Source organism: Arthrobacter sp. TMN-49, assembly GCF_054511095.1.
In genome coordinates this window covers 25,831-50,663 of record NZ_JBTNDH010000017.1, presented here as the reverse complement: position 1 = coordinate 50,663, position 24,833 = coordinate 25,831, and the positions used below count along the sequence as shown (strand labels likewise).

The 24,833-nt window shown below is 60.7% G+C and carries 26 protein-coding genes; 5 read left to right on the top strand and 21 right to left on the bottom strand.

What is annotated here, in order from left to right; genetic code table 11:
* Positions 1-123: 123 nt before the first annotated feature.
* From nagB to ACX80E_RS09700, 5 genes are all read right to left on the bottom strand, one after another.
* The gene (gene nagB, locus ACX80E_RS09720; protein WP_459301711.1) at positions 124-906 is read right to left on the bottom strand and encodes a glucosamine-6-phosphate deaminase; all 783 of its coding nucleotides are present in this window, start codon (positions 904-906) and stop codon (positions 124-126) included.
* A 97-nt stretch (positions 907-1,003) separates the two neighbouring features.
* Entirely contained in the window at positions 1,004-2,599 is a 1,596-nt protein-coding gene (locus ACX80E_RS09715; protein WP_459301710.1) for a transporter, read from the bottom strand.
* Positions 2,581-3,372, bottom strand: a complete 792-nt coding sequence (locus ACX80E_RS09710; RefSeq protein WP_459301709.1) for an ABC transporter ATP-binding protein — start codon at positions 3,370-3,372, stop codon at positions 2,581-2,583. Before ACX80E_RS09710 ends, ACX80E_RS09715 begins: the two co-directional genes overlap by 19 nt.
* Positions 3,373-3,474: 102 nt before the next feature.
* Entirely contained in the window at positions 3,475-4,407 is a 933-nt protein-coding gene (locus ACX80E_RS09705; protein WP_459301708.1) for a co-chaperone YbbN, read from the bottom strand.
* A gap of 65 nt (positions 4,408-4,472) precedes the next feature.
* Positions 4,473-6,626: a hypothetical protein gene (locus ACX80E_RS09700; protein WP_459301707.1), complete on the bottom strand. Its 2,154-nt coding sequence runs from the start codon at positions 6,624-6,626 to the stop codon at positions 4,473-4,475.
* Positions 6,627-6,903: 277 nt separating this feature from the next.
* On the opposite strand from ACX80E_RS09700, the gene ACX80E_RS09695 reads away from it, so the two are divergent.
* Positions 6,904-8,214 carry an AI-2E family transporter gene (locus tag ACX80E_RS09695; RefSeq protein WP_459301750.1) on the top strand — a complete coding sequence of 437 codons (1,311 nt, stop codon included), beginning with the start codon at positions 6,904-6,906 and terminating at the stop codon, positions 8,212-8,214.
* Between the two features lie 154 nt (positions 8,215-8,368).
* Here the strand turns inward: ACX80E_RS09695 and ACX80E_RS09690 are convergent, their stop codons facing one another.
* Positions 8,369-9,142 (bottom strand): alpha/beta hydrolase, encoded by a 774-nt coding sequence (locus ACX80E_RS09690; RefSeq protein WP_459301706.1) that lies wholly within the window; start codon positions 9,140-9,142, stop codon positions 8,369-8,371.
* Positions 9,143-9,160: 18 nt separating this feature from the next.
* The gene (locus ACX80E_RS09685) at positions 9,161-9,484 is read right to left on the bottom strand and encodes a hypothetical protein (protein WP_459301705.1); all 324 of its coding nucleotides are present in this window, start codon (positions 9,482-9,484) and stop codon (positions 9,161-9,163) included.
* Positions 9,485-9,568: 84 nt separating this feature from the next.
* Between ACX80E_RS09685 and nucS the strand changes: the two genes are divergently transcribed.
* From nucS to ACX80E_RS09670, 3 genes are all read left to right on the top strand, one after another.
* The gene (gene nucS / locus ACX80E_RS09680; RefSeq protein ID WP_459301704.1) at positions 9,569-10,264 is read left to right on the top strand and encodes an endonuclease NucS; all 696 of its coding nucleotides are present in this window, start codon (positions 9,569-9,571) and stop codon (positions 10,262-10,264) included.
* Positions 10,265-10,298: 34 nt separating this feature from the next.
* Positions 10,299-11,543, top strand: a complete 1,245-nt coding sequence (locus ACX80E_RS09675) for an N-acetylglucosamine-6-phosphate deacetylase (RefSeq protein ID WP_459301703.1) — start codon at positions 10,299-10,301, stop codon at positions 11,541-11,543.
* 145 nt (positions 11,544-11,688) lie between these two features.
* On the top strand, positions 11,689-11,892 hold the full coding sequence (locus ACX80E_RS09670) for a cold-shock protein (protein WP_459301702.1): 204 nt from the start codon (positions 11,689-11,691) through the stop codon (positions 11,890-11,892).
* Between the two features lie 66 nt (positions 11,893-11,958).
* On the opposite strand, the gene ACX80E_RS09665 is transcribed toward ACX80E_RS09670, so the two are convergent.
* Positions 11,959-12,507 carry a DM13 domain-containing protein gene (locus ACX80E_RS09665; RefSeq protein ID WP_459301701.1) on the bottom strand — a complete coding sequence of 183 codons (549 nt, stop codon included), beginning with the start codon at positions 12,505-12,507 and terminating at the stop codon, positions 11,959-11,961.
* 146 nt (positions 12,508-12,653) lie between these two features.
* On the opposite strand from ACX80E_RS09665, the gene ACX80E_RS09660 reads away from it, so the two are divergent.
* Positions 12,654-13,382 carry a hypothetical protein gene (locus ACX80E_RS09660; protein ID WP_459301700.1) on the top strand — a complete coding sequence of 243 codons (729 nt, stop codon included), beginning with the start codon at positions 12,654-12,656 and terminating at the stop codon, positions 13,380-13,382.
* 6 nt (positions 13,383-13,388) lie between these two features.
* On the opposite strand, the gene ACX80E_RS09655 is transcribed toward ACX80E_RS09660, so the two are convergent.
* The 13 genes from ACX80E_RS09655 to ACX80E_RS09595 all read right to left on the bottom strand — a co-directional run bounded on the left by ACX80E_RS09655 (position 13,389) and on the right by ACX80E_RS09595 (position 24,696).
* Entirely contained in the window at positions 13,389-13,820 is a 432-nt protein-coding gene (locus tag ACX80E_RS09655; RefSeq protein WP_459301699.1) for a DUF2550 domain-containing protein, read from the bottom strand.
* A gap of 10 nt (positions 13,821-13,830) precedes the next feature.
* The gene (locus tag ACX80E_RS09650; RefSeq protein ID WP_459301698.1) at positions 13,831-14,121 is read right to left on the bottom strand and encodes a F0F1 ATP synthase subunit epsilon; all 291 of its coding nucleotides are present in this window, start codon (positions 14,119-14,121) and stop codon (positions 13,831-13,833) included.
* Positions 14,122-14,123: 2 nt separating this feature from the next.
* On the bottom strand, positions 14,124-15,581 hold the full coding sequence (gene atpD, locus ACX80E_RS09645; protein WP_459301697.1) for a F0F1 ATP synthase subunit beta: 1,458 nt from the start codon (positions 15,579-15,581) through the stop codon (positions 14,124-14,126).
* A 51-nt stretch (positions 15,582-15,632) separates the two neighbouring features.
* Positions 15,633-16,526 (bottom strand): F0F1 ATP synthase subunit gamma, encoded by an 894-nt coding sequence (locus ACX80E_RS09640; protein ID WP_459301696.1) that lies wholly within the window; start codon positions 16,524-16,526, stop codon positions 15,633-15,635.
* 71 nt (positions 16,527-16,597) lie between these two features.
* Positions 16,598-18,235 (bottom strand): F0F1 ATP synthase subunit alpha, encoded by a 1,638-nt coding sequence (gene atpA / locus ACX80E_RS09635; protein WP_459301695.1) that lies wholly within the window; start codon positions 18,233-18,235, stop codon positions 16,598-16,600.
* A gap of 114 nt (positions 18,236-18,349) precedes the next feature.
* Positions 18,350-19,165 carry a F0F1 ATP synthase subunit delta gene (locus tag ACX80E_RS09630; protein ID WP_459301694.1) on the bottom strand — a complete coding sequence of 272 codons (816 nt, stop codon included), beginning with the start codon at positions 19,163-19,165 and terminating at the stop codon, positions 18,350-18,352.
* Complete coding sequence (locus ACX80E_RS09625; RefSeq protein WP_459301693.1) at positions 19,165-19,719, bottom strand: F0F1 ATP synthase subunit B; 555 nt, start codon at positions 19,717-19,719, stop codon at positions 19,165-19,167. Before ACX80E_RS09625 ends, ACX80E_RS09630 begins: the two co-directional genes overlap by 1 nt.
* Positions 19,720-19,794: 75 nt before the next feature.
* Positions 19,795-20,010, bottom strand: coding sequence for an ATP synthase F0 subunit C (locus ACX80E_RS09620; RefSeq protein WP_038463392.1), 216 nt, complete (start codon positions 20,008-20,010; stop codon positions 19,795-19,797).
* An 87-nt stretch (positions 20,011-20,097) separates the two neighbouring features.
* Positions 20,098-20,910 (bottom strand): F0F1 ATP synthase subunit A, encoded by an 813-nt coding sequence (atpB, locus tag ACX80E_RS09615; RefSeq protein WP_459301692.1) that lies wholly within the window; start codon positions 20,908-20,910, stop codon positions 20,098-20,100.
* A 91-nt stretch (positions 20,911-21,001) separates the two neighbouring features.
* The gene (locus ACX80E_RS09610) at positions 21,002-21,256 is read right to left on the bottom strand and encodes a hypothetical protein (RefSeq protein ID WP_459301691.1); all 255 of its coding nucleotides are present in this window, start codon (positions 21,254-21,256) and stop codon (positions 21,002-21,004) included.
* On the bottom strand, positions 21,246-21,755 hold the full coding sequence (locus ACX80E_RS09605; protein ID WP_459301690.1) for a hypothetical protein: 510 nt from the start codon (positions 21,753-21,755) through the stop codon (positions 21,246-21,248). Before ACX80E_RS09605 ends, ACX80E_RS09610 begins: the two co-directional genes overlap by 11 nt.
* Positions 21,756-21,847: 92 nt before the next feature.
* A complete protein-coding gene (locus ACX80E_RS09600) occupies positions 21,848-22,885 on the bottom strand; it encodes an MraY family glycosyltransferase (RefSeq protein WP_459301689.1) in 1,038 nt (345 codons plus the stop codon).
* Complete coding sequence (locus tag ACX80E_RS09595) at positions 22,885-24,696, bottom strand: polysaccharide biosynthesis protein (protein WP_459301688.1); 1,812 nt, start codon at positions 24,694-24,696, stop codon at positions 22,885-22,887. The genes ACX80E_RS09600 and ACX80E_RS09595 overlap by 1 nt, the downstream gene beginning before the upstream one ends.
* Positions 24,697-24,833: the final 137 nt, after the last annotated feature.

Here is a 24,833-nt window from a genome sequence, read left to right as displayed (position 1 = left end):
AACCATTCTAGCGGCTTCGCGTTCGCGACTCACCGAGGCCCCAAGCTGGTGATGTGACTAACTTCCGATTCCCCCGGCAGGAGAGCTGCTGCGGGGCCCCTGGCGTGCGGGCCCCGCAGCTTGTTAGACGCCCTGCCAAATCGGCTTGTTGTCAAAGGCGTGGCGGTAGGTGGCCGCGCCGGCGAGCTTTGATGCCGCAGCCTCGTCAATGATGACCGTGGCGCGGGGGTGGAATTGCAGGATCGACGCCGGACAGGACGCCGAGACGGGGCCTTCGACGAAGTCGCGGACGGCCCCCGCCTTGCCTGCGCCAAAGGCCACCAGGACCAGGTGTCGCGCATCCATGATGGTGCCCAAGCCCTGGGTGACCACGTGGTGGGGAACCTCGGCGATGCTGTCGAAAAAGCGCGCATTGTCCGCGCGAGTCTGTTCGGCCAGCGTCTTGATGCGGGTGCGCGAGGCCAGCGACGAACCCGGCTCGTTGAAACCAATGTGACCGTTGGTGCCAACACCGAGGATCTGCAGGTCAATTCCGCCGGCGGCCTTGATGGCGGCCTCATAGTTCTGGCAGGCAGCGGCGAGGTCCTCCGCGGCACCGTCCGGGCCGTGCACGTTGTCGGTGGAAACATCCACCCGGTTGGTGAACTCGCGGCGGATCACTTCGCGGTAGGACTCGTAGTGGCCAATGGGCAGGCCAACATACTCATCCAAGGCAAAACCGCTGACCTGCTCGAAGTTCAGCCCGTCTACGTCGTGGCGGCGGGCCAACTCGTCGTAGATTGGCAGCGGTGAGGATCCCGTCGCCAGGCCAAGAACGGCTGTGGGCTTCTGCCGAATCAAGGCCTCGATGGCATCCGCTGCCAGGGCGCCAATTTCTTTACGGCTGGGGAGGATAATGACCTCCATGAAACACGCTTCCTTTCACGACACGCAAGTGCCTGTGCAATTCCCAGATATCGCCGATGTGATGTCACTAACCTTAGCGATTTCTGCTGATGTTCCGTTAACGCTCCACCGACACGGTAAGCAACAACTCGGGGGCCCGTTGATTGAAGGTGACAGCCCCCTGGCGAATTCCCACGAGCAAAAACACAGCGCCGAGGACGACGCCCACCACCAGGGCCAGCCAGGCGTAGAGCATTTGCCCCGTGGCTAAAGCCACCATGGCAAGGATGAGTTCGGGCAGTACCAGGACGCCCAAGCCAACAAAACCGGCCAATTGAATCAGGACTGAGGACAATCCACCGCCGGGCCTGCTCTTCATGGGGCTCTCACCGGGCAAGGGCACATTCAAGGTAAAGCGGGCCGAGAACACACTGGCCAGGCCAAGCCCGGAACCCACAACTCCCAGCACCAGACCCACCGTTGCCAGCAGCTGGCCCACGTCATGGGCCAGCACGGCACCTATCGCCGCGTATAAAACGCCCAACGGCAGTGCCAGGACGGCCGCAGCCACAGCGCGCCCGGTCCTGTCAGCTTTCCCCGAGACTGCTGTGGCGATGTGCAAGGCGAAGGCTGTGTTGTCGTAGGAAATATCTGCACTGATGGACCACACCACCAGAAACGCCGCAAGGGCCCCACTCAGTCCCAACGCAATCCCCAGCGATTGGGTATCCCCTGTTTCGGTGGCCACCTGCATCCCCGCAACAACAAACACCAACGGCAGCAACGGTGCCATGAGCAGGCCTGCGCTGTAGCGCGGGTCCCGGAACCAGTACGTGAGGCAGCGTGCCGCGATGGCTCCTGTGGGAGTGGCCGGGAACCAATTGAAGAAGCCCAGCTTCCCCCCTGCCCGGCGCCCACCGCCGGCGAAGGCGGGAGTGACCAGTGCCCTGCCCAGGCAGGCCTGCCAAATCCAGGTCAGGGCGGCGATGCTCGCCACGGCGATGAGCAGCTTCAGCCCGGCGGCACCATAGGAACCGCCGGCAACGGCAGCGGGCACCGACCAAACGGCACCCAAGGGAGTCCAGGAGAGCGTCTGCGCCAACGCCGGCAGGTACTCCTTGAAGTCACTGACTCCTGAGCTCACACCATTGAGGATGGGCCCCATGAACATCAGCGGAAGCAACACCACAACGCCGCTGGCATCCTTAAAGCGACGCGAGGAAGCCAGGCTGGTGCTGGCGGCCGTGATGGCCCGCGAGGCCACAATGCACGTCACGGCACCCAGCACGCCGCACAGCAATGCCACCAGGGCGGCTAGGGGGTGACGCCACCACGAAATGGCTGTCCCCAGCGAGGCGAGGATGGTGACAGCGCCGGGAATGCCAATAAAGCTCGCCAGCAACAGGCCCGTGAGCATTGACTTCATCGGGATGGCATAGGTGGTGAACCGTGCCGGGTCAAGCGTCATATCAAGCCCCGCCGCGACCACGGGAATGATCAACCAGCCAAGCACCAGTGCCGCTCCGGAAAGCGTCACCACTGTGCCAACGAGCTCCGACTCGCCCGCGCCCAAGGCGGCCAGACCAACCAGGACCATGGCCAGCATGCCAAGGCCGTAGAGCCCGCCAATAATCAAACCCACCACTTGCCAGGGGCTGCGTTTGAGCGAGTTTCGCAGCAGTGCCAGCTTCAGGCTTACGAGGTGCGCAACCATGCCAGCCCCGTATTCTCCTTGCGTCCGCCCACGAGCTCCACGAACTTCTCTTCCAAACTTTGGCTGCCGCGCACCTCATCCACCGTGCCGGCGGCAAGAACACGGCCGCCTGCAATCACGGCAACGTGGTCACACATGCGTTGCACCAAGTCCATGACATGGCTGGAGACGATGACGGTGCCGCCGGAAACAACATAGTCGTGCAAAATGTCGCGGATGTTTGCTGCGGACACCGGGTCCACGGATTCAAAGGGCTCATCGAGCACCAGCAGTTTCGGGGCATGGATCAGCGCCGCCGCCAAGGCAATCTTCTTGGTCATGCCCGCGGAATAGTCCACCACCAAGGTCCCGGCATCCTTGCTCAGGTCGAGGGCCGACAGCAGGTCCTTGACGCGGGAGGCCACAGTGTCCTTGTCCATGCCGCGCAACAACCCGGCGTAGCTGACAAGCTGTTCACCGCTCAGCCTGTCAAAGAGCCGCACGCCGTCGGGTAACAAACCCATGAGGCGTTTGGACTTCAACGGATGGCGCCACACGTCCACCCCGTGCACCCAGACCTGCCCGGCATCCGGACGCAACAAGCCAGTGGCCATGGACAAGGAGGTTGTTTTGCCGGCACCGTTGGGTCCCACCAGTCCGTAAAAGGACCCGACGGGGACGTCAAGATCTATTCCGTCGACGGCCACCTTGTTGCCAAAGCGCTTCGTCAAGCCACGGATGGACAGTGCCGTTGGCGGCCCCGTGTCTACTGCCTGCTCTTGTGAGTTGTTCATAGGCACACCCTAACAACGACTACGGGGTGAGCCAGGCATCCCAAAGGATGAGATTGGTCCCCGGTACGCCCGGCCGGGGAAGCCGCCAGAAATGCTGGCGCTTTAGAACAAGGCGCGGGCCAGGGCCTGACGCGAGGCGGAAACGCGGGGGTCACCGACACCAATGGCGTCATAGAGTTCCAACAACCGCACCCTGGCCGTGTCCCGTTCGGGCCCAAAGTTTGTGCCAATGAATTTCACAATCCGTACAAACGCATCCTCCACGTGACCACCTGTCACATCCAGATCGGCCACCGCCAGGGCTGCCTGAAGATCGTGCGGGTCCCGGGCCGCACGAGCCCGCAAATCCTCGGCGTCCACAACATTCAGTTCGGCCGTGCGGCGCATGAGCTGCACCTGCGCCAAACCAGCCTTCGCACCGGCGTCGGATGGCATTTCCGCCAGCGCCTTCTCATAACTGGCCTGGGCCAGCGCCAGGTCACCGCTGTCGATGGCGTCGCGGGCGGCCTGGTGAAGCGGCGGCAACTCCGGCTCCTGCGTGGTCTCCGGCTCCTGGGCACCACCCAAATTGCCTGTGACCCCGTTGCTGGCAGCCACCTTCAGGAGCTCGGTAAAGAACTCCTTGATCTGCTCCGCCGCCAACTCGCCCTCAAACATGGGCACCGGCTGCCCCTTGATCAAGGCCACAACTGTGGGAACCGCCGTGACCCCAAACGCCTGCGCAATCTGGGCGCTGGAATCCACATCCACCCGCCCCAAGGCAAGCTGTCCGCCGTACTCGTTCACCAGTTCTTCCAGCACGCCCGCCACCACCGAGGACTGATGTGAGCGGGCCGATCCCAGCAGCACCACCACGGGCACCTTGGAGGAAAGCTGGACAAGTTCCTGGAAGCTTTGCTCGTTGACATCAACAGCGTAGGGCGATGCCGTTGACGGGGCAGCTGTGGCCCGGTTCTTCAAGGCTGAAAGGTCGACGGCGCCGCGGAGGTTGATCCCGGGGGCTCCGTTGGGTGCCATGGGGCTAGTTTGACTCATGAATTCACTCTAACTGTGCTGGCCCGCGGCTTTTGGGTGATCTCGCCACGGGTGAAATTATTGGGTTACTTAAACTTCCCGCCCACAAGTTCCCGGGTGGCCGAAAGCAGGGTGATCTTTCCGTCGTCGGAGGCCGGCGGGATGTACATGACAACAGGTTCGGCGTAGCTCAAGGAGAAGCCCTTGGTGGTTGTGGTCCCACCGGTGAACACGGCAGCGTCGGCGGGCACGGTGAGTGTTGCATCTTCCTTGGACGTTGCATCAATACCGAAGGTGTAGCCCACCACCACCATGGCGCCGCCGTCGGCAGTGCGCATGGCAACAGTTGTCTTGGTGTCGGCCGTATGGCTGAAGACGTTGGTGGCATCCTTGGTGTCGGACACGATCTTCTTCTGTGCATCAAGCACGCTGGTGATGTAGACGCTGTCGTCGAAGGAATCCTTGAACTTGCTGTCGGCCTTGGTCAACCGGTCGCTCAGGGCTGCGATGGCGTCGGTGGGGCTCATTTTCAGGCCCTCACTCTCACCCACGGCTACTTCCTTGGTGCCTTCCTTATCCACTGTGGGGAAAGTCTGGCCCGGCAACAAGGGTGTGGCCTTGATCAGCTTGTAGTTATCCCGGGGGCCTTGCTGCACCAAGGTCAGCAACTGCGGCAGCGCATTGTTCTGACCCTTGGTGACAAACATCGCTGTCCGGGGCCAAGCCTCGGTGGTGGTGACTACCTTGGCCAGCAACTGTGTTGCGTTGACGGGTTCAGGTGCGGCGTGCTTGGCAACCTTGGAGCGAATCTTGTAGTTGGCTGTGCGCGTTTCCAGCGCCATGCCGGTGACCCGGGACTCCAATTCCTTGGCGTTCTTGGCGTTGTCCCCGGAGGCCACAACAGTGGCCACAGAGGCGGTGATGCGCTGAACCTGACTGTCCAGCAGCGACGGCACGCCCGGGGCGTTTGCGGCAGCACTCGGTGCTGCACTGCTGGCGGGCGGCGTGCTGGTGGCATCTTCTGCAACGGCCGGGCCAACACTGCCCGCCACCAAGACCACTGCCAGTGCCGCGCCCCAACGGGACTTGTGGTTCATGGTTTTCCTGAGCGTGGTAGGTGTTGGAGCCGGGGTGGCGTTGAAGTCAGTCTTGCCCTTCTTCCTGGCGTCCTTCTTGGCTTGCCGCGTGGCACCGGGTTTGGCCGGCGTCCCTGCAGCGTCGGTGGTCGGGTCTGCTTCGCCACTACCCGAATCGTCATCACTGCCGGGGCCCTGGGCGAAGTCGTCGTCCGAACCGTCGCGCCCGGTACCGTTCTTGTCGTCGTTGCCGTGCCGGTCGTGCTCGAGCCCGGCGTCCACGGTGGTCTCCTGGTCCGCGGCGGCGTCCTGGGCGGCGGGCGGCTGAAGGAGGGCCGGCAGGGCCGAGGTGGCGTCACTGACAAAAGCGGGCGGGGTCTTCTCATCGCTGCTCCGGGTGCCTTCAACCGGCCGCTCGGCCTTCTTGGCCTCGGCCAGGGAGGCTGCCTCACGGGCTGCCACGAGCTTGTCAACTTCCAGGGCACCCGTGCCGGGATCGGCGGGGGCCTTGCCTGCTGAGCGTCGGCCAGCAGGGGCTGGCACGCCGCTCTTGGGCTTGCGTGGTGCCACCAGGAACAGCAAGGCAGCTACTGTCAGCATGGCCGAGCCGATGATCATCAGTGGGACGGCCCAAGGGGTTCCGGCCTGATTGTCAACCGTCATGGCAATATTTGTCGGAGCGGGCGCCTTGCCGTCGGAGGAGAGCAACAACGCCCAGTCACCATGACCGGGGGCCTGCCAGGTGTAAGTCAACTCGCCGGTGGCCTTTTCCTCGCTGACCCACATATCCGAACCGGCCGGATTGGGAACAGTGGCGGCACCGGTCTTGCTCTGTGCGCTCAGGGCCGTGAAATCGTCATTGGCGCCCTCCACCTGCGTATAGGCGGCATCGCCGATCCAGCCGATGATGTCGCGCTCACGCGCAACAGCAAGCTGGATGGGGCCGTCACTTTTAACGGTGAGGGTGAATTTGCCGTCACGGGATTTGAGCATCTCTGGGCTGATCACTGTCAGCGGCGCAGCGCTCACATCAGCTGCTGTGGTCGCTGTGAGCGTGGCAGGAGGGAGCCAGATGGTGCGCTGGCCAATCCCGGAACCCAACACCAACAAACCCAAAATAGCCAGGACAATTGCAATTTTTGAACGCAAGAACTTACCTAACATCGGCGGAACACTACTGTGATCGTTACTTCAAGGGTAACCGAACCGTTATCTTTAGGGCATTCCCATTTGACCAATCTCACGTTGGTACACCCGTGGCATGCTGGCGCAGCCGGGCTGCGCTGGTACTGTCTAGTCACAATTGTGGTGCGGAGCCAATCATCCGCAAAAAATCCTGGATGCAAAGGCAATACCCGTGAGTTCGTCCTCCGAATCAAGCGCAAGTGGCCCCGTCCCTGAAGACGCGGCCAATTCTTCACAAGCCCACCCCGACCCTGCGGTGCCGGAAAAGTCCGATTCCGGCACCTCCCGGACGGCGCCCAACGATGCGCAGGACCAGTCGCTCCCCCCTGCCCCCGTGGCTGCTGCGGCGGCGGCCGGGGCAGGCCATGGCACGGCCCACCCCACAGGGTGGCGGGCCTGGGTGGCTAAAAAGGTGCTTCAGCCGATTCCGGGCGCCCAGCCTCGGGTGCGCTTTGACCTGCCAGCTGAGACAAGCCAGGAGGAGCAGGCCGTGGCGACCCAGGCCATCATCGATGCGGCGCCCGGCTCGAGTCTTTTTCGCCATCCCATCTACTTTGGCTTCATGGGCACCGTTGGTGTGGGCATCGCCTTGTTCCTGAGCTACATGCTGGAGAACACTGAGTCGTTGCTGCTGTGGATAGTGACAGCCCTCTTCATTGCGCTGGGGCTGGACCCTGTGGTCCGTTGGCTGGAACGGCGCGGAGTGCCGCGCCCGTTGGGCATAGTCCTGGTCCTGGGCGCTCTGCTGGGACTTGTGGCCATTTTCTTCGCCACGCTGATTCCCACCATCATTGAGCAGACAACCCAGCTGGTGAACAAGGCTCCGGTCTGGACCAAGGACTTCTTGAATTCGGACTTCTTTAAACAACTCGATGTCCAGTACCACGTACTGGACACCATCAACGACCAGGTTGCCAAGTTCTTCCAGGACGCCCAGGCTGTGGGCGGAATCTTCGGCGGCGTGGTCGGTGTGGGCACCACCATTGCCAACGCACTTTTTGGCACGTTGATCGTGTTGGTATTGAGCCTGTACTTCCTGGCGTCGCTGCCCGGGATCAAGAAGTGGGGTTACCGTTTGGCACCACGCTCGCGCCGGGCACGTGTTGAAGAGTTGAGCGAAGAAATCACTCGCGGCGTGGGCAACTACGTCATTGGCCAAGTTTGTGTTGCTGTTCTCAACGCCAGCTTCGCGTTCATCATCATGACCATTTTAAACGTGCCGTTCAGCATCCTGCTGACCTTTGTGGTGGCACTGCTGGCTTTCATTCCGCTGGTGGGTGGCATGATCGCTGCGGTGGTGGTCATTGCCGTGAGCTTGACGGGCGGCTGGCAAGTGGCACTCATCTATGCCATCTGCTACCTGGCGTATCTGCAGTTTGAGGCGTACTTCATCTCCCCTCGCATCATGCAAAAAGCCGTGGCCGTCCCCGGTGCAGTGGCTGTTATTTCAGTCATCGCCGGTGGCAGCTTGTTGGGCGTGCTGGGTGCGTTGATAGCCATCCCCACAGCTGCGGCGGTCATGCTGCTGGTGCGCGAAGTCTTCATTGCCCGTCAGGACAAGAACTAGCCACCCACACCCCCGCCTCCCGGGGCCAAAGTGGTCATCGGCCCCCGTACCGGCAGGTGCGGGGGCCGATGTGGACATTCGCCCATGGTCGGCCATCCTCGAATGTCCACAACGGCCCCCGCGTCCAGAGCTGCCCGTGGCCGCATGCCAACGCCTAGGCCGGAAGCGACGCCACAGCAGCAGGCCATTGGGCCGGCAGCTCCACCGGGTGGCCCAAAACTGCCGACGCTATTTCAGTCAAGGCCCGTGCAGCGTACTTCTCCCCCACCCAGAGGTGCTTGGCTCCGTCAACAGCCACCAGCTGCGCCTGAGGAATCACGGCGAAGCGCGCTGCGGCAGCCACGGGCTGCAGGTAGTCATCAAATTCAGGCACCAGCACCCGCAGGGGTTTGCCGTAGCTGGCCCAGGCGCCCAGGTCAGCAGCCGTGGCCCTGTGCAGCGGCGGCGAAAGGAGCACGGCACCCTCAATGGACTCCGCCACGGGAGCCACGGCGCCGTACTTCAACACCAGTTCCGTGCCGAAGGACCACCCGACCAGCCAGCGGTGGGGCAGTCCACGGTCAACGGCAAACCTGAGGGCTGCCTCGACGTCCAACCGTTCCCCCAGACCCTCCTCGAAGGCCCCGTCGCTGGTGCCCCGCGGCGAGGAGGTGCCCCGGGTGTTGAATCGCAGCACGGCAATTCCTGTCATGGCCGGCAGACGGTAGGAGGCCTTCTTGAAGACGTGCGAGTCCATGAAGCCGCCGTGTGTGGGCAGCGGATGGAGAGTGATCAGCGTCGCCTTCACCACGCCGTCGGCCGGCAACGCCAGCTCCCCCACCAGGGTCAAACCGTCGGCCGTTCTCAGCTCAATGTTTTCCCTGACGGCGGGCAAAATGGTGCCGGCGCGGACATCAACTACGTCTTGGGTTGCGGGGTCAAAAACCATGTCCTCTAGCCTACCGGCCTATCTGTACCGGTAACTGCGCCCGCGCCAGCAGTTGCTGTGCCAGTGCCGGCGATCACGCAAGCCCGCCTCCGCGCCAAACATGGCGTCCTCCTGCCACACCACCAGGTGTGCCACGCCCGCCGGGACTGCACGGTGGCAGCCCGGGCACGTGTACACCTTTTGCGCATTGCTGGCTGTGATGGAGCGCACGGCCCACTGCCCGTCGGGCGCCGACTCGCGGGACGGCACACCCATCCGCGCCCTGTCGAGATCCGGCTCCTCATGCTCCGGCGAACCCTTGGGAGCAGCGGAACGACGGCGCGGACGGTTTGAGCGGGGCATGTTTCCATTGTGCCGCACGGGCGAAGCGAGCGCGAAGCGAGCGCAGCCCCTCATGTGCCACGCCGAGCGGCTACAGTGGGGGGCGTGCGTTTAGTGATTGCCAAGTGCTCCGTCGACTACGTCGGACGCCTCAAAGCCCATCTTCCCCTCGCCGTTCGGCTCTTGCTGGTCAAGGCCGACGGCTCCGTTCTGGTGCACTCGGACGGCGGCTCCTACAAGCCGTTGAACTGGATGAGCCCGCCCGCCACCATGCGGACGCTCACCCCGGACGACGTCGACCTTGAGAACGGCGTGATCGATCAGTGGATCGTGCAGTCAAGTAAGACTGACGACAGGCTCATCATCAACATCCACGAGCACATCAGCGACTCCTGCCATGACCTTGGCGTGGATCCGGGCCTGATCAAGGACGGCGTTGAAGCCGATCTGCAGCGCCTGCTGGCTGAACAAATTGGGCTGCTGGGTGACGGTTTCACCTTGATTCGCCGCGAATATTTCACGGCCATCGGTCCCGTCGATATTCTGGCCAGGGACGCCAACGGGGCCACTGTGGCCATCGAGCTCAAACGCCGCGGCGACATTGACGGCGTTGAGCAGCTCACCAGGTATTTGGAACTGCTCAACCGCGACCCGCTGCTTGCTCCGGTGCGCGGTATTTTTGCCGCCCAACAAATCAAGCCGCAGGCAAAAACGCTGGCCGGCGACAGGGGTATTGAATGCAAGACCCTTGATTACGACGCGATGCGCGGGGTAGATGACAGCGCGTCACGGCTGTTCTAAGCGAGCCTTCGCTCATCCTGACTAGACTTGTTCCATGACTGCTCCCGATCCCGCACCCGTGTCCACCAAATATCTCATCCAAGGTGCCGTCGTGACAGACCACGGCCTCATTGAAGGTGGATTGCTCGCCATCGCTGGCGACAGGATTGTGTACGCCGGACGGGCTGACCATTTCGATGAGCCCGATTTCACTCAGGACTCGCTGGACGCCGCCAACATCATTTCCCTCTCGGCCGGCCAGCTCATCATTCCCGGCCTCATCGACATCCACAACCACGGCGGCAACGGCGGCGACTTCCCCAGCGGCAACGAGGATTCGGCCCGTATTGCCGTGGATTTCCTGCACCGTTCAGGGACCACCACGTTGCTGGCCAGCATGGTGACGGCGGCCCCGGCGGACCTCATCAAGGGCATTGGCATTTACGCCGACATGACGGATGAGGGGTTGTTGGCGGGCATCCATTTGGAGGGCCCCTTCCTCTCCCACGCACGCTGTGGCGCACAGAACCCGGCCTTCTTGCTGGAACCGGATCTGGAGGTCATGTCGGAGCTGATCGAGGCCGGCCGCGGCACCATCATCACCATGACGTACGCACCCGAACTTCCGGGTGCGCCCGAACTGGTTGACCTGATGACAAGCCATGGCATCACCCCGTCTTTGGGTCACACCGATTGCGACACCGCAACTGCTGCAGACTCGCTGGAGCAGGCCCGTGAAGGCCTGGATTCCACCGGGTTCGACGGCGTTTCCGGCCGCCCCACGGTGACTCACCTCTTCAACGGCATGCCTCCAATGCACCACCGCTCCCCCGGCCCCGTGGCCGCCTGTTTGCGCATCGCCAAGGCCGGCGATGCAGCTATTGAACTTATTGCCGACAACACGCATTTGGACCCCGAAACAGTCAGGACAGTTTTTGAGCTGGTAGGGGCCGCCAACATTGTGTTGGTCACCGATTCGATGGCCGCGGCGGGGTTGGCCGATGGCCAGTACATGCTGGGCCCGTCCCCGGTGAGCGTCACCGACGGGGTGGCAACCCTTGACGCCACCGGCTCCATTGCCGGCGGCACGGCCACCTTGCTTGAGGTGGTGCGCCTGACCACAGCGGCGGGGGTTAAATTCACCGACGCCCTCAAATCTGCCACAGTGGTCCCGGCCGGGGTGCTGGGACTCACCGACGAGGTTGGCTCGCTGCGCCGGGGCTTGCGGGCGGATTTCTTGATAGTTGATTCCGAGTTGGCGCTCCAACGCGTCATGCGTGCCGGTCAGTGGCTGAACTAGTTAATAAACACGTCTCTTTGGTGCACCTCATTGACCTGGCATGTGACTCATGTCATGCTGGGTTCGGCCTCTAGAATCTCAAGATGCCAACGGCTAGGCAATACACAGCGCAGTACATATGCGCTGTTATCACAAGGAGAAAAGTATGGCACAGGGTACCGTCAAGTGGTTCAACGCTGAAAAGGGCTTCGGCTTCATCACCCCGGATAACGCCGAGGCGGATGTGTTTGTCCACTACTCGGAAATCCAAAGCGGCGGCTTCAAAACCTTGGATGAAAATGCTCGCGTCGAATTTGAGGTCGGCCAAGGCACCAAGGGCCCGCAGGCCACGGGCGTCACAATCATCTAACGTTTCGTGCCCCAAAAGTTCAGATAAGAAACAGCCCCCGGCGTGAGCCCGGGGGCTGTTTCTTATCTACAGTCTTAGTTCTGCCGCGGCGAAGGAGACAGTGAACCGCGCGCACCAAATACTGACCGAGCTATAGTCGGCCAGCTCCGCGCCGGGCGGGATCTCGTAATTCTGATCGCCCTTGTTGGCCTTGAGCGCTCCCAAGTCCAGATACGCCCCGTCATCGAAGACACGCCAACCTGACGTTCCCTCAATGACGGGGGCGTCGCTGAGCCAAACTCTCAGGTCCGGGCCGTCGGAGGTGTCAAGGCCCTCGAGCCGCAGGATCCGTCTGCCGTCGGGCAGTTCAAGAATCCGCACGGTGCCCGAGCTGGCATGTTCATGGCTGATGAGTGTGCCCATGGCCAACTCTTGAGGAACCGCCGCGGTGGGCTGCTCCGAGGTCTGCTCGGTGGCCTGCGCAGATGCCGCCGCGGTGGGCGGCGCGGCGGTCGGTATGCCCTCCGTCACCGTCGAGCTGGTGAAGATCCGCCACGGCTGGAAAAAGTACAGTCCAACAGCAGCCACAACAGTCGCCATGACCAGCACCACCGGGACAAGGACGCGCCTTCTCATACGGCCGAGCATACCAACCATCGTGCGGTTCGGGTAGGACCAGTTCCCGGCGCTGTCATGGCGGCTCTCGCGGCCATGGCGCCAACCGCTGCGGCGGAATAGACTTGCTACGTCATTGCTCGGGGAATACCGCAGTGAGGTGTGCCATGCGAATCAGGATGCTCGTTAGCAGTGTCGCGGTGACGGTTCTGTGCTTGGGCACTCTCTCCTGCGGAGCGAAGCAGGCAGGAAATGTTGCGCTCAAGGAGTTCGAGGTATTGACCAAGTCGTCCTCGGTGCAGCTGGATGACTTTCTGAAGTATCGGAAACGGGTCGTGGATCTCCCGGAGACCGTGTTGACAGCGGATGAGCAAGCTCTCCGGGTCAGCCTCTACCGCAGCAGCGACACTCTTCTTGCCACCCTCACCACGACGGAACTGGATGCCAGCGTCGCCGTCGCCCGAGCAGAAGCCACCGTCGCTGCGCGCCGTTTGGCCGAGAACGCTGCCCCGCCGAACTCCCCTGCGAGCTTTTTTGCGGACCTGAAGCAAGCCACCAAGGAAGTCATTGAAGAACAGGGCTGCGAGCTGGTGCTGGATTCGATTGCACCGCCGGCCAGGCCAAGCGACGGCGGCAGCGACGGCGCCGCGGAGACCAACCCCGCGTTCAAGGTGATCCAGAAACTGAGCCAGCGCTGGACGCGTACCTCGTTAGACCAGACACTCCAGTGGGTGGAATACGGGGAGTCCATTGCCGCGGACGCGCAGCAATTTGCCTCAGCAGTGGCCGTCAACCAGGGCGACTACGTGCAGTTCTTGAGCAGGCCGCAGGTGCTTCGAGCCGCTGCCGCGTACTTGCGAGCCTGCTACGCACCACCGCGGCCGATATCTCCCTAGCGTCAGTTAGGGCAAGCGACCGGAGCCTGGCTGGGGGCCGGCTTCCAGCCAGGAGGACAGGCCTGCATAGGCGGCAAACTTCATGGCCAGCAGCACTTCCTTGCCCTCATAGTTGAGCATGACCACGACAACTCCCGGTGGGACGCGCGTCAGCTCGCTTTCCGTGGGCCCGCGGCGGCCCAGCAACACAATCTTGTTGCGTTGCATGGTTTTGGCCGGGAGGGGACTTAACGACAGAAGCCGAACCCACTCAAGGTCCGACTCCTGGTAACGACAAACCCCCATTGCCCAGCGATTGTTCGCTGTGGAAATGGAGGAGTCCACTGTGCCCCAGGTGCGCCGCAAAACTACGCGGCGCACCCCGAACAGACACAGTGAAATAACAACTAGCAGAAAGACTCCTGCTAGAGCGATGAACGCAAAACCTAGTTCGTTCATCAATTGATTGCTAGCGAATCCCTGCGTTTGCTGCGGTACCCTCGTGGAGACGAGCACCATCAGCAACGATCACGACCCGGTTGCTGTCAACGGAGAAGAAGCCGCCATCAACGTCCACCGTGAAACGGCTGCCGTTCTCTGGTGCGATCTCCAGCAAGCCCGGCGCCAAAACCGCGAGCAACGGGGAGTGGCCGGGAAGAATCCCGATCTCGCCCTCGCTGGTAAACCCCTTGACAAGGGTCGCTGCGCCTGACCACACAGCGTGGTCAGCCGCTACGATTTCAACTTCGAGGTTAGCCATGATTACTTCGTCGATTCCTGGATTGCAGCCCACTGACGCTCAACATCATCCATGCCACCGATGTTGAAGAACGCCTGCTCGGCAATGTGGTCAACGTCGCCGTCGCAGATGGCGGTGAAGCCTTCAATGGTGTCCGCAATGGAAACCGTGGAGCCTTCGACGCCCGTGAACTGCTTGGCCGTGTAGGTGTTCTGCGAGAGGAACTGCTGGATACGGCGAGCACGCGAGACAACGATCTTGTCTTCTTCACCGAGCTCGTCGATACCGAGGATCGCGATGATGTCCTGGAGTTCCTTGTTCTTCTGCAGGATCTGCTTGACGCGGACAGCCGTGTCGTAGTGAGCCTGACCGACGTACTGCGGGTCAAGGATTCGTGACGTGGACGTCAGCGGATCGATGGCCGGGTACAGTCCACGAGAAGCAATTTCACGGGAAAGTTCCGTGGTCGCATCCAAGTGGGCGAACGTTGCGGCCGGGGCCGGGTCCGTGTAGTCATCAGCGGGCACGTAAACGGCCTGCATTGACGTGATGGAGTGGCCCTTGGTCGAGGTGATGCGCTCCTGGAGGAGACCCATCTCATCGGCAAGGTTGGGCTGGTAACCCACGGCTGAAGGCATACGGCCCAACAGCGTGGAAACTTCGGAACCGGCCTGTGTGAAACGGAAGATGTTGTCGATGAAGAGCAACACGTCCTGGTTCTGCACGTCGCGGAAGTACTCGGCCATGGTCAGGGCTGACAGGGCGACGCGCAGACGCGTTCCCGGCGGCTCATCCATCTGGCCAAAGACCAGCGCGGTGTCCTTAAGAACACCTGCTTCTTCCATTTCAACCCACAGGTCATTACCTTCACGGGTACGCTCGCCCACACCGGCGAATACCGAAGTACCACCGAAGTTACGTGCCACACGGGTGATCATTTCCTGGATCAACACGGTCTTGCCGACACCGGCACCACCGAACAGACCAATCTTTCCACCCTTGATGTACGGGGTGAGCAAGTCAATGGACTTGATACCTGTCTCGAGCATCTCCGTGGAGCCCTCGAGGCTGGCAAAGGGCGGGGGCTTGCGGTGGATGGGCCAGCGCTCGGAGATGTTAAGCTCCGATTCCTTCACGTCCAGGGGTTCGCCCAAAACGTTGAAGATATGACCCTTGACGCCGTCGCCAACAGGCACGGTGATGGGTGATCCCAAGTCCTGCACGCTGGTACCGCGGACAAGTCCGTCGGTAGCCTGCAAGGAGATGGCGCGAATGAGGCCGTCGCCAAGGTGCTGGCTGGTTTCGAAGGTGATGGTTTTGGTCTCACCGTTGAGAGTGATCTCGGTGGTGAGTGCATTGTAAATGGCGGGAATGCCGTCAGCCGGGAATTCGACGTCGACAACCGGGCCGATGACGCGCGCAATGCGGCCTGTGGCACCGGCCTTCGCTGCGGTTCCCTGCTCGTTAAGTTGGGCAGTCATCTCTCTCACTTCACTTGTGTAGATGGCATTGAATAAGTATGAATTGGGCTACTAAGACGCGTTGAGCGCATCAGCGCCCGCAACAATCTCGGAGAGCTCCTGCGTAACCTCAGCCTGACGGGCGTTGTTACGAAGACGCGTGTACTTCTTGATCAGATCGCTGGCGTTATCACCTGCGGACTTCATGGCCCGCTGACGTGCCGCGAGCTCGGAAGCTGCGGCCTGCAACAATGCCGAGAAGATCCGTGATTCGATGTACCGCGGCAACAAGGCGTCCAGGACGTCTTCAGCCTGCGGCTCGAACTCGTACAGCGGCAACAGGTCATCCGAGGATTCAACTTCTTCCTCAACAACTTCCAGCGGCAGCAGACGAATTACTGTCGGCTCCTGAAGAATCATTGACTTGAACTGGGTGTAAACGACGTGGATTTCATCCACACCACCCACTTCAAAGTCTGTTGCGAAGTCCTGTAGCAGGGCGACGCGCAGTTCACGTGCAGTTTCAAATTCCGGGGCGTCCGTTCCACCGGTCCACACCTTGGCGTAATCGCGACCTCGGAAGTCAAAGTATGCCTGTGCCTTGCGGCCGACCAAATAGGTCGAGACGTCCTTGCCTTCTCCGTGCAGCAATTCGATGAGGTGCTCTGCCTGCTTCATAACGCTGGCGGAGTAGGAACCGGCAAGACCACGGTCGGAAGTCATCACCAATACTGCGGCCCGGCGGATCTGATCCGGCTCGGTTGTCAGCGGGTGGTCGACCTCGGACTGGGACGCAACGGCAGAAACGGCACGGGTGATCGCATTGGAGTACGGCAAGGATGCCGCGACACGTACACGTGCCTTTCCAATGCGGGACGCAGCGATAAGTTCCATCGCCTTGAAGATCTTTTGCATCGACGTGGTCGATGAGATCTTCTGGCGGTAAACCCGTATCTGGGCTCCCATGTTTGTCCTTTCCTTATCCTTGTTTGGGTTGTTGGCCCGTTAAGGGCCAACAACCCAAATCAAAGATGGTGTCAGCGTTTCTGCTTGACGATCTTTTCCTGGTCAACGTCCTCGGCGGCAAGAGCACCGAACTCTTCGTGGCCGGCGCCAACCAAGTGGTCATCGCCCTCCGCAAAGAAGCCCTTCTTGAAGGCGTCAATATTGGACTTGAGCGCGTCAACAGTCGAGGGTTCCAGCAGGTTGGTTTCAGCCAACGTGGTCAGGATCGACGTGCGGTGACGCAGGTAGTCAAGGAACTCGGTCTCGAAGCGGAGAACATCCTCCACCGGGACGTTGTCCAAGTGGCCGGTGGTGCCCATCCAGATGGAAACAACCTGGTTCTCGACCGGGAACGGTGCGTACTGACCCTGCTTGAGCAGTTCCATCAGGCGTGCACCACGGGTCAGCTGCTGCTTGGTAGCAGCATCCAAGTCGGAGGCGAACATGGCGAAAGCCTGCATGTCACGGTACTGAGCCAGTTCCAGCTTCAAAGTACCGGCAACCTTCTTCATGGCCTTGACCTGTGCCGAACCACCCACGCGGGATACGGAGATACCCACGTCAACAGCGGGACGCTGGTTGGCGTTGAAGAGGTCAGACTGCAAGAAGATCTGGCCATCGGTGATGGAAATAACGTTTGTCGGAATGTAGGCCGAAACGTCATTCGCCTTGGTTTCAATGATCGGCAAGCCGGTCATTGAACCTGCGCCGAGCTCGTCAGAGAGCTTGGCACAACGTTCCAGAAGGCGGGAGTGCAAGTAGAACACGTCACCGGGGTAGGCTTCGCGTCCCGGTGGGCGACGCAGCAGCAGTGAAACTGCGCGGTAGGCTTCAGCCTGCTTGGACAGATCATCAAAGACGATCAGAACATGCTTGCCGGCGTACATCCAGTGCTGGCCAATGGCCGAACCGGTGTACGGTGCCAAGTACTTGAAACCGGCCGGGTCAGATGCCGGAGAAGCCACAATGGTGGTGTACTCCAACGCGCCGTGGTCAGCCAGGGTCTGGCGAACAGCAGCGATCGTGGATGCCTTCTGGCCGATTGCTACGTAAACGCAACGAACCTGCTTCTTGACATCTCCGGAAGCCCAGTTGGCCTTCTGGTTGATGATGGCGTCAACGGCCAAAGCCGTCTTGCCTGTCTGACGGTCACCAATGATCAGCTGACGCTGGCCACGGCCGATCGGGATCATGGCGTCAATGGCCTTCAAACCGGTCTGCAGCGGTTCGTGAACCGACTTGCGCTCGGTAACACCAGGTGCCTGAAGTTCCAAGGCGCGGCGGCCTTCGGATTCGATCTCGCCCAGGTCATCAATCGGCTGACCCAAGGGGTCAACGACGCGGCCAAGGAAGTTATCGCCAACCGGCACGGAGAGGATCTCCCCGGTACGGTGGACTTGCTGACCTTCGGCGATGCCGGCGAAGTCGCCAAGGACAACCACGCCGATCTCGCGTGTGTCCAGGTTCTGGGCCAAGCCCAGTGTGCCGTCTTCGAAACGAAGCAGCTCGTTGGCCATGACAGAGGGAAGTCCCTCTACCTTGGCAATGCCGTCACTTGCCGTGGTGACGCGGCCAACCTCGACGCGCTCTGCGTTGCCCGGTTCATAGGACGCTGCGAACTCATTCAAGGCATTGCGGACGTCGTCGGCATTGATGGTCAAGTCGGCCATCTGCAGTCCCTGCTCTCCTAAGTTGTGGATACCGCCGCATAAATTGTGGGCGGCGGTAGCCTAAATGTTTGATTCAGTCTGTTGTGGACTGGCTACTAAGAAACGAAAAGTTCCTTAGACTGCCAACCGGCGGCGAAGTTCGGCAAGTCGGGTGGCTGCGGTTGCGTCAACAACCTCATCCCCCACAACAACCTTGATTCCGCCGACTAATGTCGGGTCGATATTGACATTGATCTTCAATTCGCGACCATAGAGATTGTTCAAACCGGCCTGCAGTCGGGTCAACTGCTCAACGTTCAGTTCACGAGTGACACTGACGTAGGCAATCCAACGCTGCTGGCGTTTGGCAACCAATTCCACGAAACGTTGCACCAAGGCCGTGGGCTTGAGCCCGCGAGGGGCTACTACGGCCTGGCGGATCAACAGCGCGGAGACGCCACTTGCCGCCGGAACAACGCGAAGCGCCAAGGCGCCCTTTGCCGATCCTGTGGCTTGCGTGTCGTCCAACGCACGCTGCAGATCATGACTGGACCCAACAACTCGGATAAACGTGAAGAGTTCCTCTTCAAGCTTGTCCAGGTTGGCAGAGCCGTCACCTTGACCTTCAGCAACCGCAATCGCCGACGTTGCTGCCAAGACTTCTAGTGCATCGCCAAGGTCACGTGCCGAGCTCCATCGTGAGGCAACAAGTTCCAGGAACACGTGCTGTGCCTCCGGACTCACCTTGCCTGCCAGGAGCTTGGCAACGAGTGCTGCCTTATCCGCGCTCTCACGAGTGGGATCAGTCAGGGCGCGGCGTAGGCCGGCGTTGCTGTCAAGGAGCTCCAAGATGGAAAAGAGGTCCTGAGCCAATGCGATCGACGCAGTGGCAAGCTTGGGTTCCAACGACTCCAAAGCCGCTGCCAATGACTTGCTCGATACACCTGCCATTACTTCGACACACCCGCGTTCGCCTGGTTTTCCAGATCGGTCAGGAAGCGCTCAACCACACGGTTGGAACGCGCATCATCGTTAAGGGCTTCGCCCACGATTTTGCCTGCCAGCTGTGTTGCCAGTGTGCCAACCTCACTACGGAGGGAGTTCACCGCGGCAACACGCTCGGATTCGATCTGAACCTGGGCCTGAGCGGTGATGCGTGCAGATTCCTCTGCAGCCTTCGCCTTCAAGTCGGCCAGGATCTGTGCGCCTTCTGTGCGGGCACTCTCGCGGATGCTGTTAGCTTCCGTGCGAGCGTCCAGCAGTTGCGCTTTGTACTGCTCCAAGAGGGCGTTAGCTTCGGCCTGAGCCTCTTCTGCCTTCTCAATCCCGCCCTCGATGGCTTCTACACGATCCGTGTATGACTTCTCAAAGGTGGGGGCGATGAATTTCTTCACCACGAAGAGCAGGACAGCGAAAGCGACAGCCGTGACTAGAATTTCCCACGGGTTAGGCAGGAGTGGGTTTGCACCCTCACTAGCAGCGAGGATTACTTCTGCGGTAATCATTTCTCACTAATCCTTAATCTGATATTCGTCCATGAACAACGGGCCTCGTTTGAAAAAGACCCACAAGTCTTTGGACTAGACGCCAACGACGAAGGCGAAGACCAAACCAAGGATGGCCAGTGCTTCTGCAAGGGCGAAGCCAAGCAGAGCGATGGGCTGCAGGATGCGCTGGGCTTCCGGCTGGCGAGCTACACCGTTGATGTAGGCGGCGAAGATCATACCCACACCAATAGCCGAGCCAATTGCTGCCAGGCCGTAGCCAATCATGTTGAGCGAGCCGTGGAGTTCCATTTCGTTCCTTTCAAGATACCGGCATTGTGCCGGCAGGTTGTGAGGTGATTCTTTATTCGAGAAAAACTATGGTGATGCGAGGAAAAATTAGTGTGCGTCAGCTTCCAGGCTGCCCTGGATGTAGATAGCTGTCAGCAGGGTAAACACAAACGCCTGCAGCACCATGATCAACAGTTCCAAGCCATACATGGCCACAAAACCGAGGATCACCGCAACGCCGGTGCCGTTGAGCAGGAGGTTGTCTTGTTCCGTGATCAAGTACCGTGCACCGCTAGCTGCGAGGACCACAATCATGTGACCCGCAAGCATTGTCGCCATCAAACGCAAGGAGTGCGTCAGCGGGCGAACAATGAAGTTGGAAATGATTTCCAACGGCACCAGCAGCGGCAGGATCCAGCCGGGAACACCGGCGGGAACAACTGCCAGCTTGAAGAACCGGATACCGTGCTTCTGCACGCCAACACCAATCCACGTGAAGTAGATGATCAAAGCAATTGCATAAGCACTGCCGGCGTGGGAGAAGGACGGTAGCTGCAAGAACGGAATAGCACCAAAGAGGTTGTTCAGCAGCACGAACATGAACACGGAGAAGAGCAACGGTACCCAGGGGCGGAAGTTCTTCTCACCCATGATGTCCCGGCCAACTGTGTTGCGCGCGAAGCTGTAGAAGCCTTCGGCGAAGTATTGGACTCGACCCGGAACCAGTTTCGGGTTTCGGATCGCGGCCATAAAGAACCAAGTGATCAGCACCACCGACAAGATGATCATTACCATCTGCTTGCCAAACCCAGTGCCGTATTCGGCCATCCAGGGAAGGATGTCTGGGAGGTGGGTGTCACTAATCGTCGGTGGGATGAAGCCACCGTCATTCGAGGCCATCGGAAGCGCAAACGCGGTCAACGCGCTGTCCTCTCTGCAGTTTCGGTCATAGGGCAAGTGTGGCGGCCCATCAAGAGATGGTCAGCACCGTGAGAAAGTCTGATGGTGGGAGTCATTGTTGCGGCGTATCATCGCGGCGACCATGCCTTTGATGATGCCGGGCCAGAAAATATCCGCACACCGCCCCAACAGGTAGGGCAGCGAACAGAATCCAACCAGTATGCAACAAATTATCCAATCCCCACCCTATCAAACCCCAGAGCAGGATTCCGCCAATAATGTAGGTGTAGTCCAGCTTTGCGGCATCAGACTTGGGTGGGACAACCGCGTGGTGTGGCTCGTGGTCGGCCGGGTTCTTATTCGCCATGTGGAAGATCCTTTGCATCGTTTTTGTCCTGCGGATCCACCGCTGCCGGTTCGTCAAAGAACAAGAAACGCTGCTTGCTGAAGATGACCACCTCGGTGGCCTGCCACAACAAGACACTGACGACGGCGGCTGCCGCGAACCAGGGCTTGTTCAGCCAGGTGGGGGTGCCGAGAGCAAAAAGCACTGCTGCGAAACCCACAACCTTGACAAAGTACGTCATGACAAACACGCCCATGACAGCTGACGGCATCCGCCTGCTGACAAGGTGGCCCACTAACAGGCTCAGCCCAAAGAAGGCCATGACCAGCAGCGAGCCAAACAGCACGCTCAGTACGCCGTGAGTGTCGGTGAAGAAGAACGCCACAACCACCATGACCGCAAGTGCCATCCCACCCACCAGCAGGCATCTTTTCAGGATGTTCCAACTGGGGCTCGCAGTGGGACCGGAGGCCACAACATGACCTCGCGCAGCGCCATGTTGGGCGTTTTTGTCCTTCATGGGAACTCCAAGGTGGGGAAGATTGGGTGGTTGTCGCCGTAGGGAATTCTACACGAGATAGAAGTTCATGACGACGCGCGGGTCGCCCAAGTTTAGCGGCTGCGTTGGACGCGTCGTCGAAGGTAGCTCTGAAACAGCGTTGGGGAGCGCAAATAGGCCAGCACAATCACGAACCCGGCAGCCGTGGCCAGGAGCTGGACAAGTTCCCCGCCCTGGGCCGCAACAATGCCCAGAACACTCACCAACAGCGTTGCCAGGGACACCACAGCAGTTGCCGCACGGTGACTGAGCCCAACAATTGTCAGGCGCTGGTAGACATGTTCACGGTGCGCCACATACCACCGCTCCCCGGCCAGCAGCCTGCGCAGGAACGTCACAAAGGTATCCGTCAGATAGATCAGTACCGGGGAGAAAACATACTCCACCGGAACGCCGGCAAGGAAGGCGCACATGGCTGTGACAGCTATGGAGGCGCCGAGCAAGTAGCTGCCCACATCGCCTAAGAACACATTGTTGCGGCCAAGGTTCCAGGGCAGGAAGCCGGCAAAAGCCATGGCGATGGCAATGCCCACATAGACAAGCCAGGCATGGTTCGTGGCGTAGCCGGCGTAGGCGTACAGGCCACCCACCAGCAGGCCGTGCATCCCGGAGATTCCGTTGACGCCGTCCATAAAATTGGCCACGTTGATGTAGGCGGCAACGGCAATGGCGCCGGCCGGAATGAGCCAGAGCTGTTGCTGACCCGGATCAATAATGGCCACGGCCGCCGTCGCCGCGCCGCCCACAAGGAGCTGCAAGCTGGCCCGGACTTTCACGCTCAAGCCGCGGATATCCTCCAACCAGCCAATGGCTGCCGCGGCCAGCATGAGCGCCAGAATGACCACAAGCGTCAGTGCGCCTTGGCGTGTATTTCCGGACTGGGGCAGGAAGATTGCCACGAGCACGGCGGCAGGCAACGCGACCGCCGTCGTAATTCCCATGCCGCGGATCGTGGGAATCTGGTGCGAGGAGCGCGCGTTGGGGACGTCAAGGACGCCCGCCTTGGCCAGGAGTGGGCGAACCACCAGCGGCAGGAGCACGGCCAGGACCAACGCGAGGGCGCCGACTGTTAGAAAAGCCCAGAGTTCCATTACGCTCCCGCCGCAACGTCGCCGTCGGAGTCATCAATGCTGGGGGCGTCATCGCCCGCCTCATCACGGCACCGCTGCAGCCACAGCGCCAGATCCAGCTCGGCAGGGTTCAGGGGCCGGGCCTGGGTGTGCGAAATCTTCTTGTGCCCGTCAGGATCTTGAACTTCATCCTCACCCGTCAACTGTTCGTGCAGTTTCTCCGAGGGGCGCAGGCCGGTGATCTTGATCTTGATGTCCCGCCCCGACATGGCGATCATGCGTTCGGCAACATCCATGATGCGCACCGGCTCCCCCATGTCCAGGATCAGGACGTCACCGCCATGGCCGATAGCACCGGCCTGGATCACCAGTTGGCACGCTTCGGGGATGGTCATAAAGAAACGCGTCACCTCCGGGTGGGTGACAGTGACGGGACCGCCGTTGTTGATCTGGTCAGTGAACAACGGCAGCATGGAGCCGCGGCTGCCAATCACATTGCCAAAACGCACCGAAACATAGCGTTTGCCGGTCTCCCCGGCCATCCAGGCGGTGAGTTTCTCGGCTGCGCGTTTGGAATGGCCCAAGGCGGTGGTGGGGCTGGCGGCCTTGTCGGTGGAAATATTGACGAACGTTTCAACGTCAACACTGCGGGCGGCCTGGAGCACGTTCAGGGAGCCCAGAACGTTGGTCTGCCAACCCTCCTTGGGGTACATCTGCAACAACGGGGCGTGTTTGAGGGCTGCGGCGTGGAACACCACCTCGGGGCGGCGTTGGGTGAAAATTTCGTTCAGCGAATCAGCGTCCCTGATGTCAGCCAAAACAATGTTCGCATCCTGCAGCAGGCCATGGCCCACAATGGACATTTGCGTGTGCTGAAGACCTGATTCGTCACGGTCCAGCATGATGAGTTCGGCCGGCTCAAAATTGTGCAGCTGGCGGCACAATTCGGAGCCGATGGAGCCGCCGGCGCCCGTGACAAGCACCCGCTTGCCCTTGATGTAGCCGGCAATCTCCGCCACCTGGGTTTCCACAGGGGTGCGGCCAATGAGGTCGGCAACGTCTATCTCACGGAAATCAGTCAGCCCGCCCTTGTTGTCGCGATTGGCGTTGCTGCTGAGCATCTCCTGCAGCGGCGGGAGCACCAGGACCTTCACGCCCAGGCCCGCCACACTGTCTGAAATCTCGCGGATACGCTTGGCACTGATGTGCGCCACGGCAAGGACCACCACCGTGGACTTGGTGCGCCTGATGATGTCCGGGAGCTCACGCCCACCGCCCAAAACACCCACCGAGCTCAGGCGCAGGTGCTTCTTGGCGGCATCGTCGTCGATGAGACCCACCGGGACATAGGGTGATTCCGGGTCTTGGACCATGCGCGTCACCAAGGAGTTGCCGAGAAAACCTGCACCGTAGATGAGTGTCCTTTGGGCTTCTTCACCAAAGATCGGTTTGCCCTCAACATAGAGCCGCTTGGCGTACCGCACGGCCGCCATGGACAGGGCCGCGAACGGGAAGGCAATGATGGCCACTGAACGGGCAATGTGGAGTTCGTTGATGAAAAGTGACAGGACCACACTGGTGACAACGCCCACTATCAACGTCACGGCGATGAGCACCCGGGCCTCGTGGATGCTGCCAAAGGTGTACCGGCCCCGGTACAGGGCCATGTACCAGCCGGCAATGAGCTGCGTGGCAACAGCAACAGCTATCAGTGCGGCCAGGCCAACAAAGTTAATGAGGGCTATATCAAGCTCGTAGCGCAGCAGAACAGCCAGAAAGAGGGCCACCGCCCACGCGAGGGAATCGAGAATTGCCTGTGACCAAAGCCACAAACGCGGTTTACGTTCACCGTCCCCGGAAGTGACTGCGGGCTTCCCGCCTGCCTGCGTGCTGGAGGTATTCAACGTGATTCGTGTTTCCGTATTCTGCCCGGTTCTTGCTGACTAAGGCCCTCTTGTCCACGGCGCAA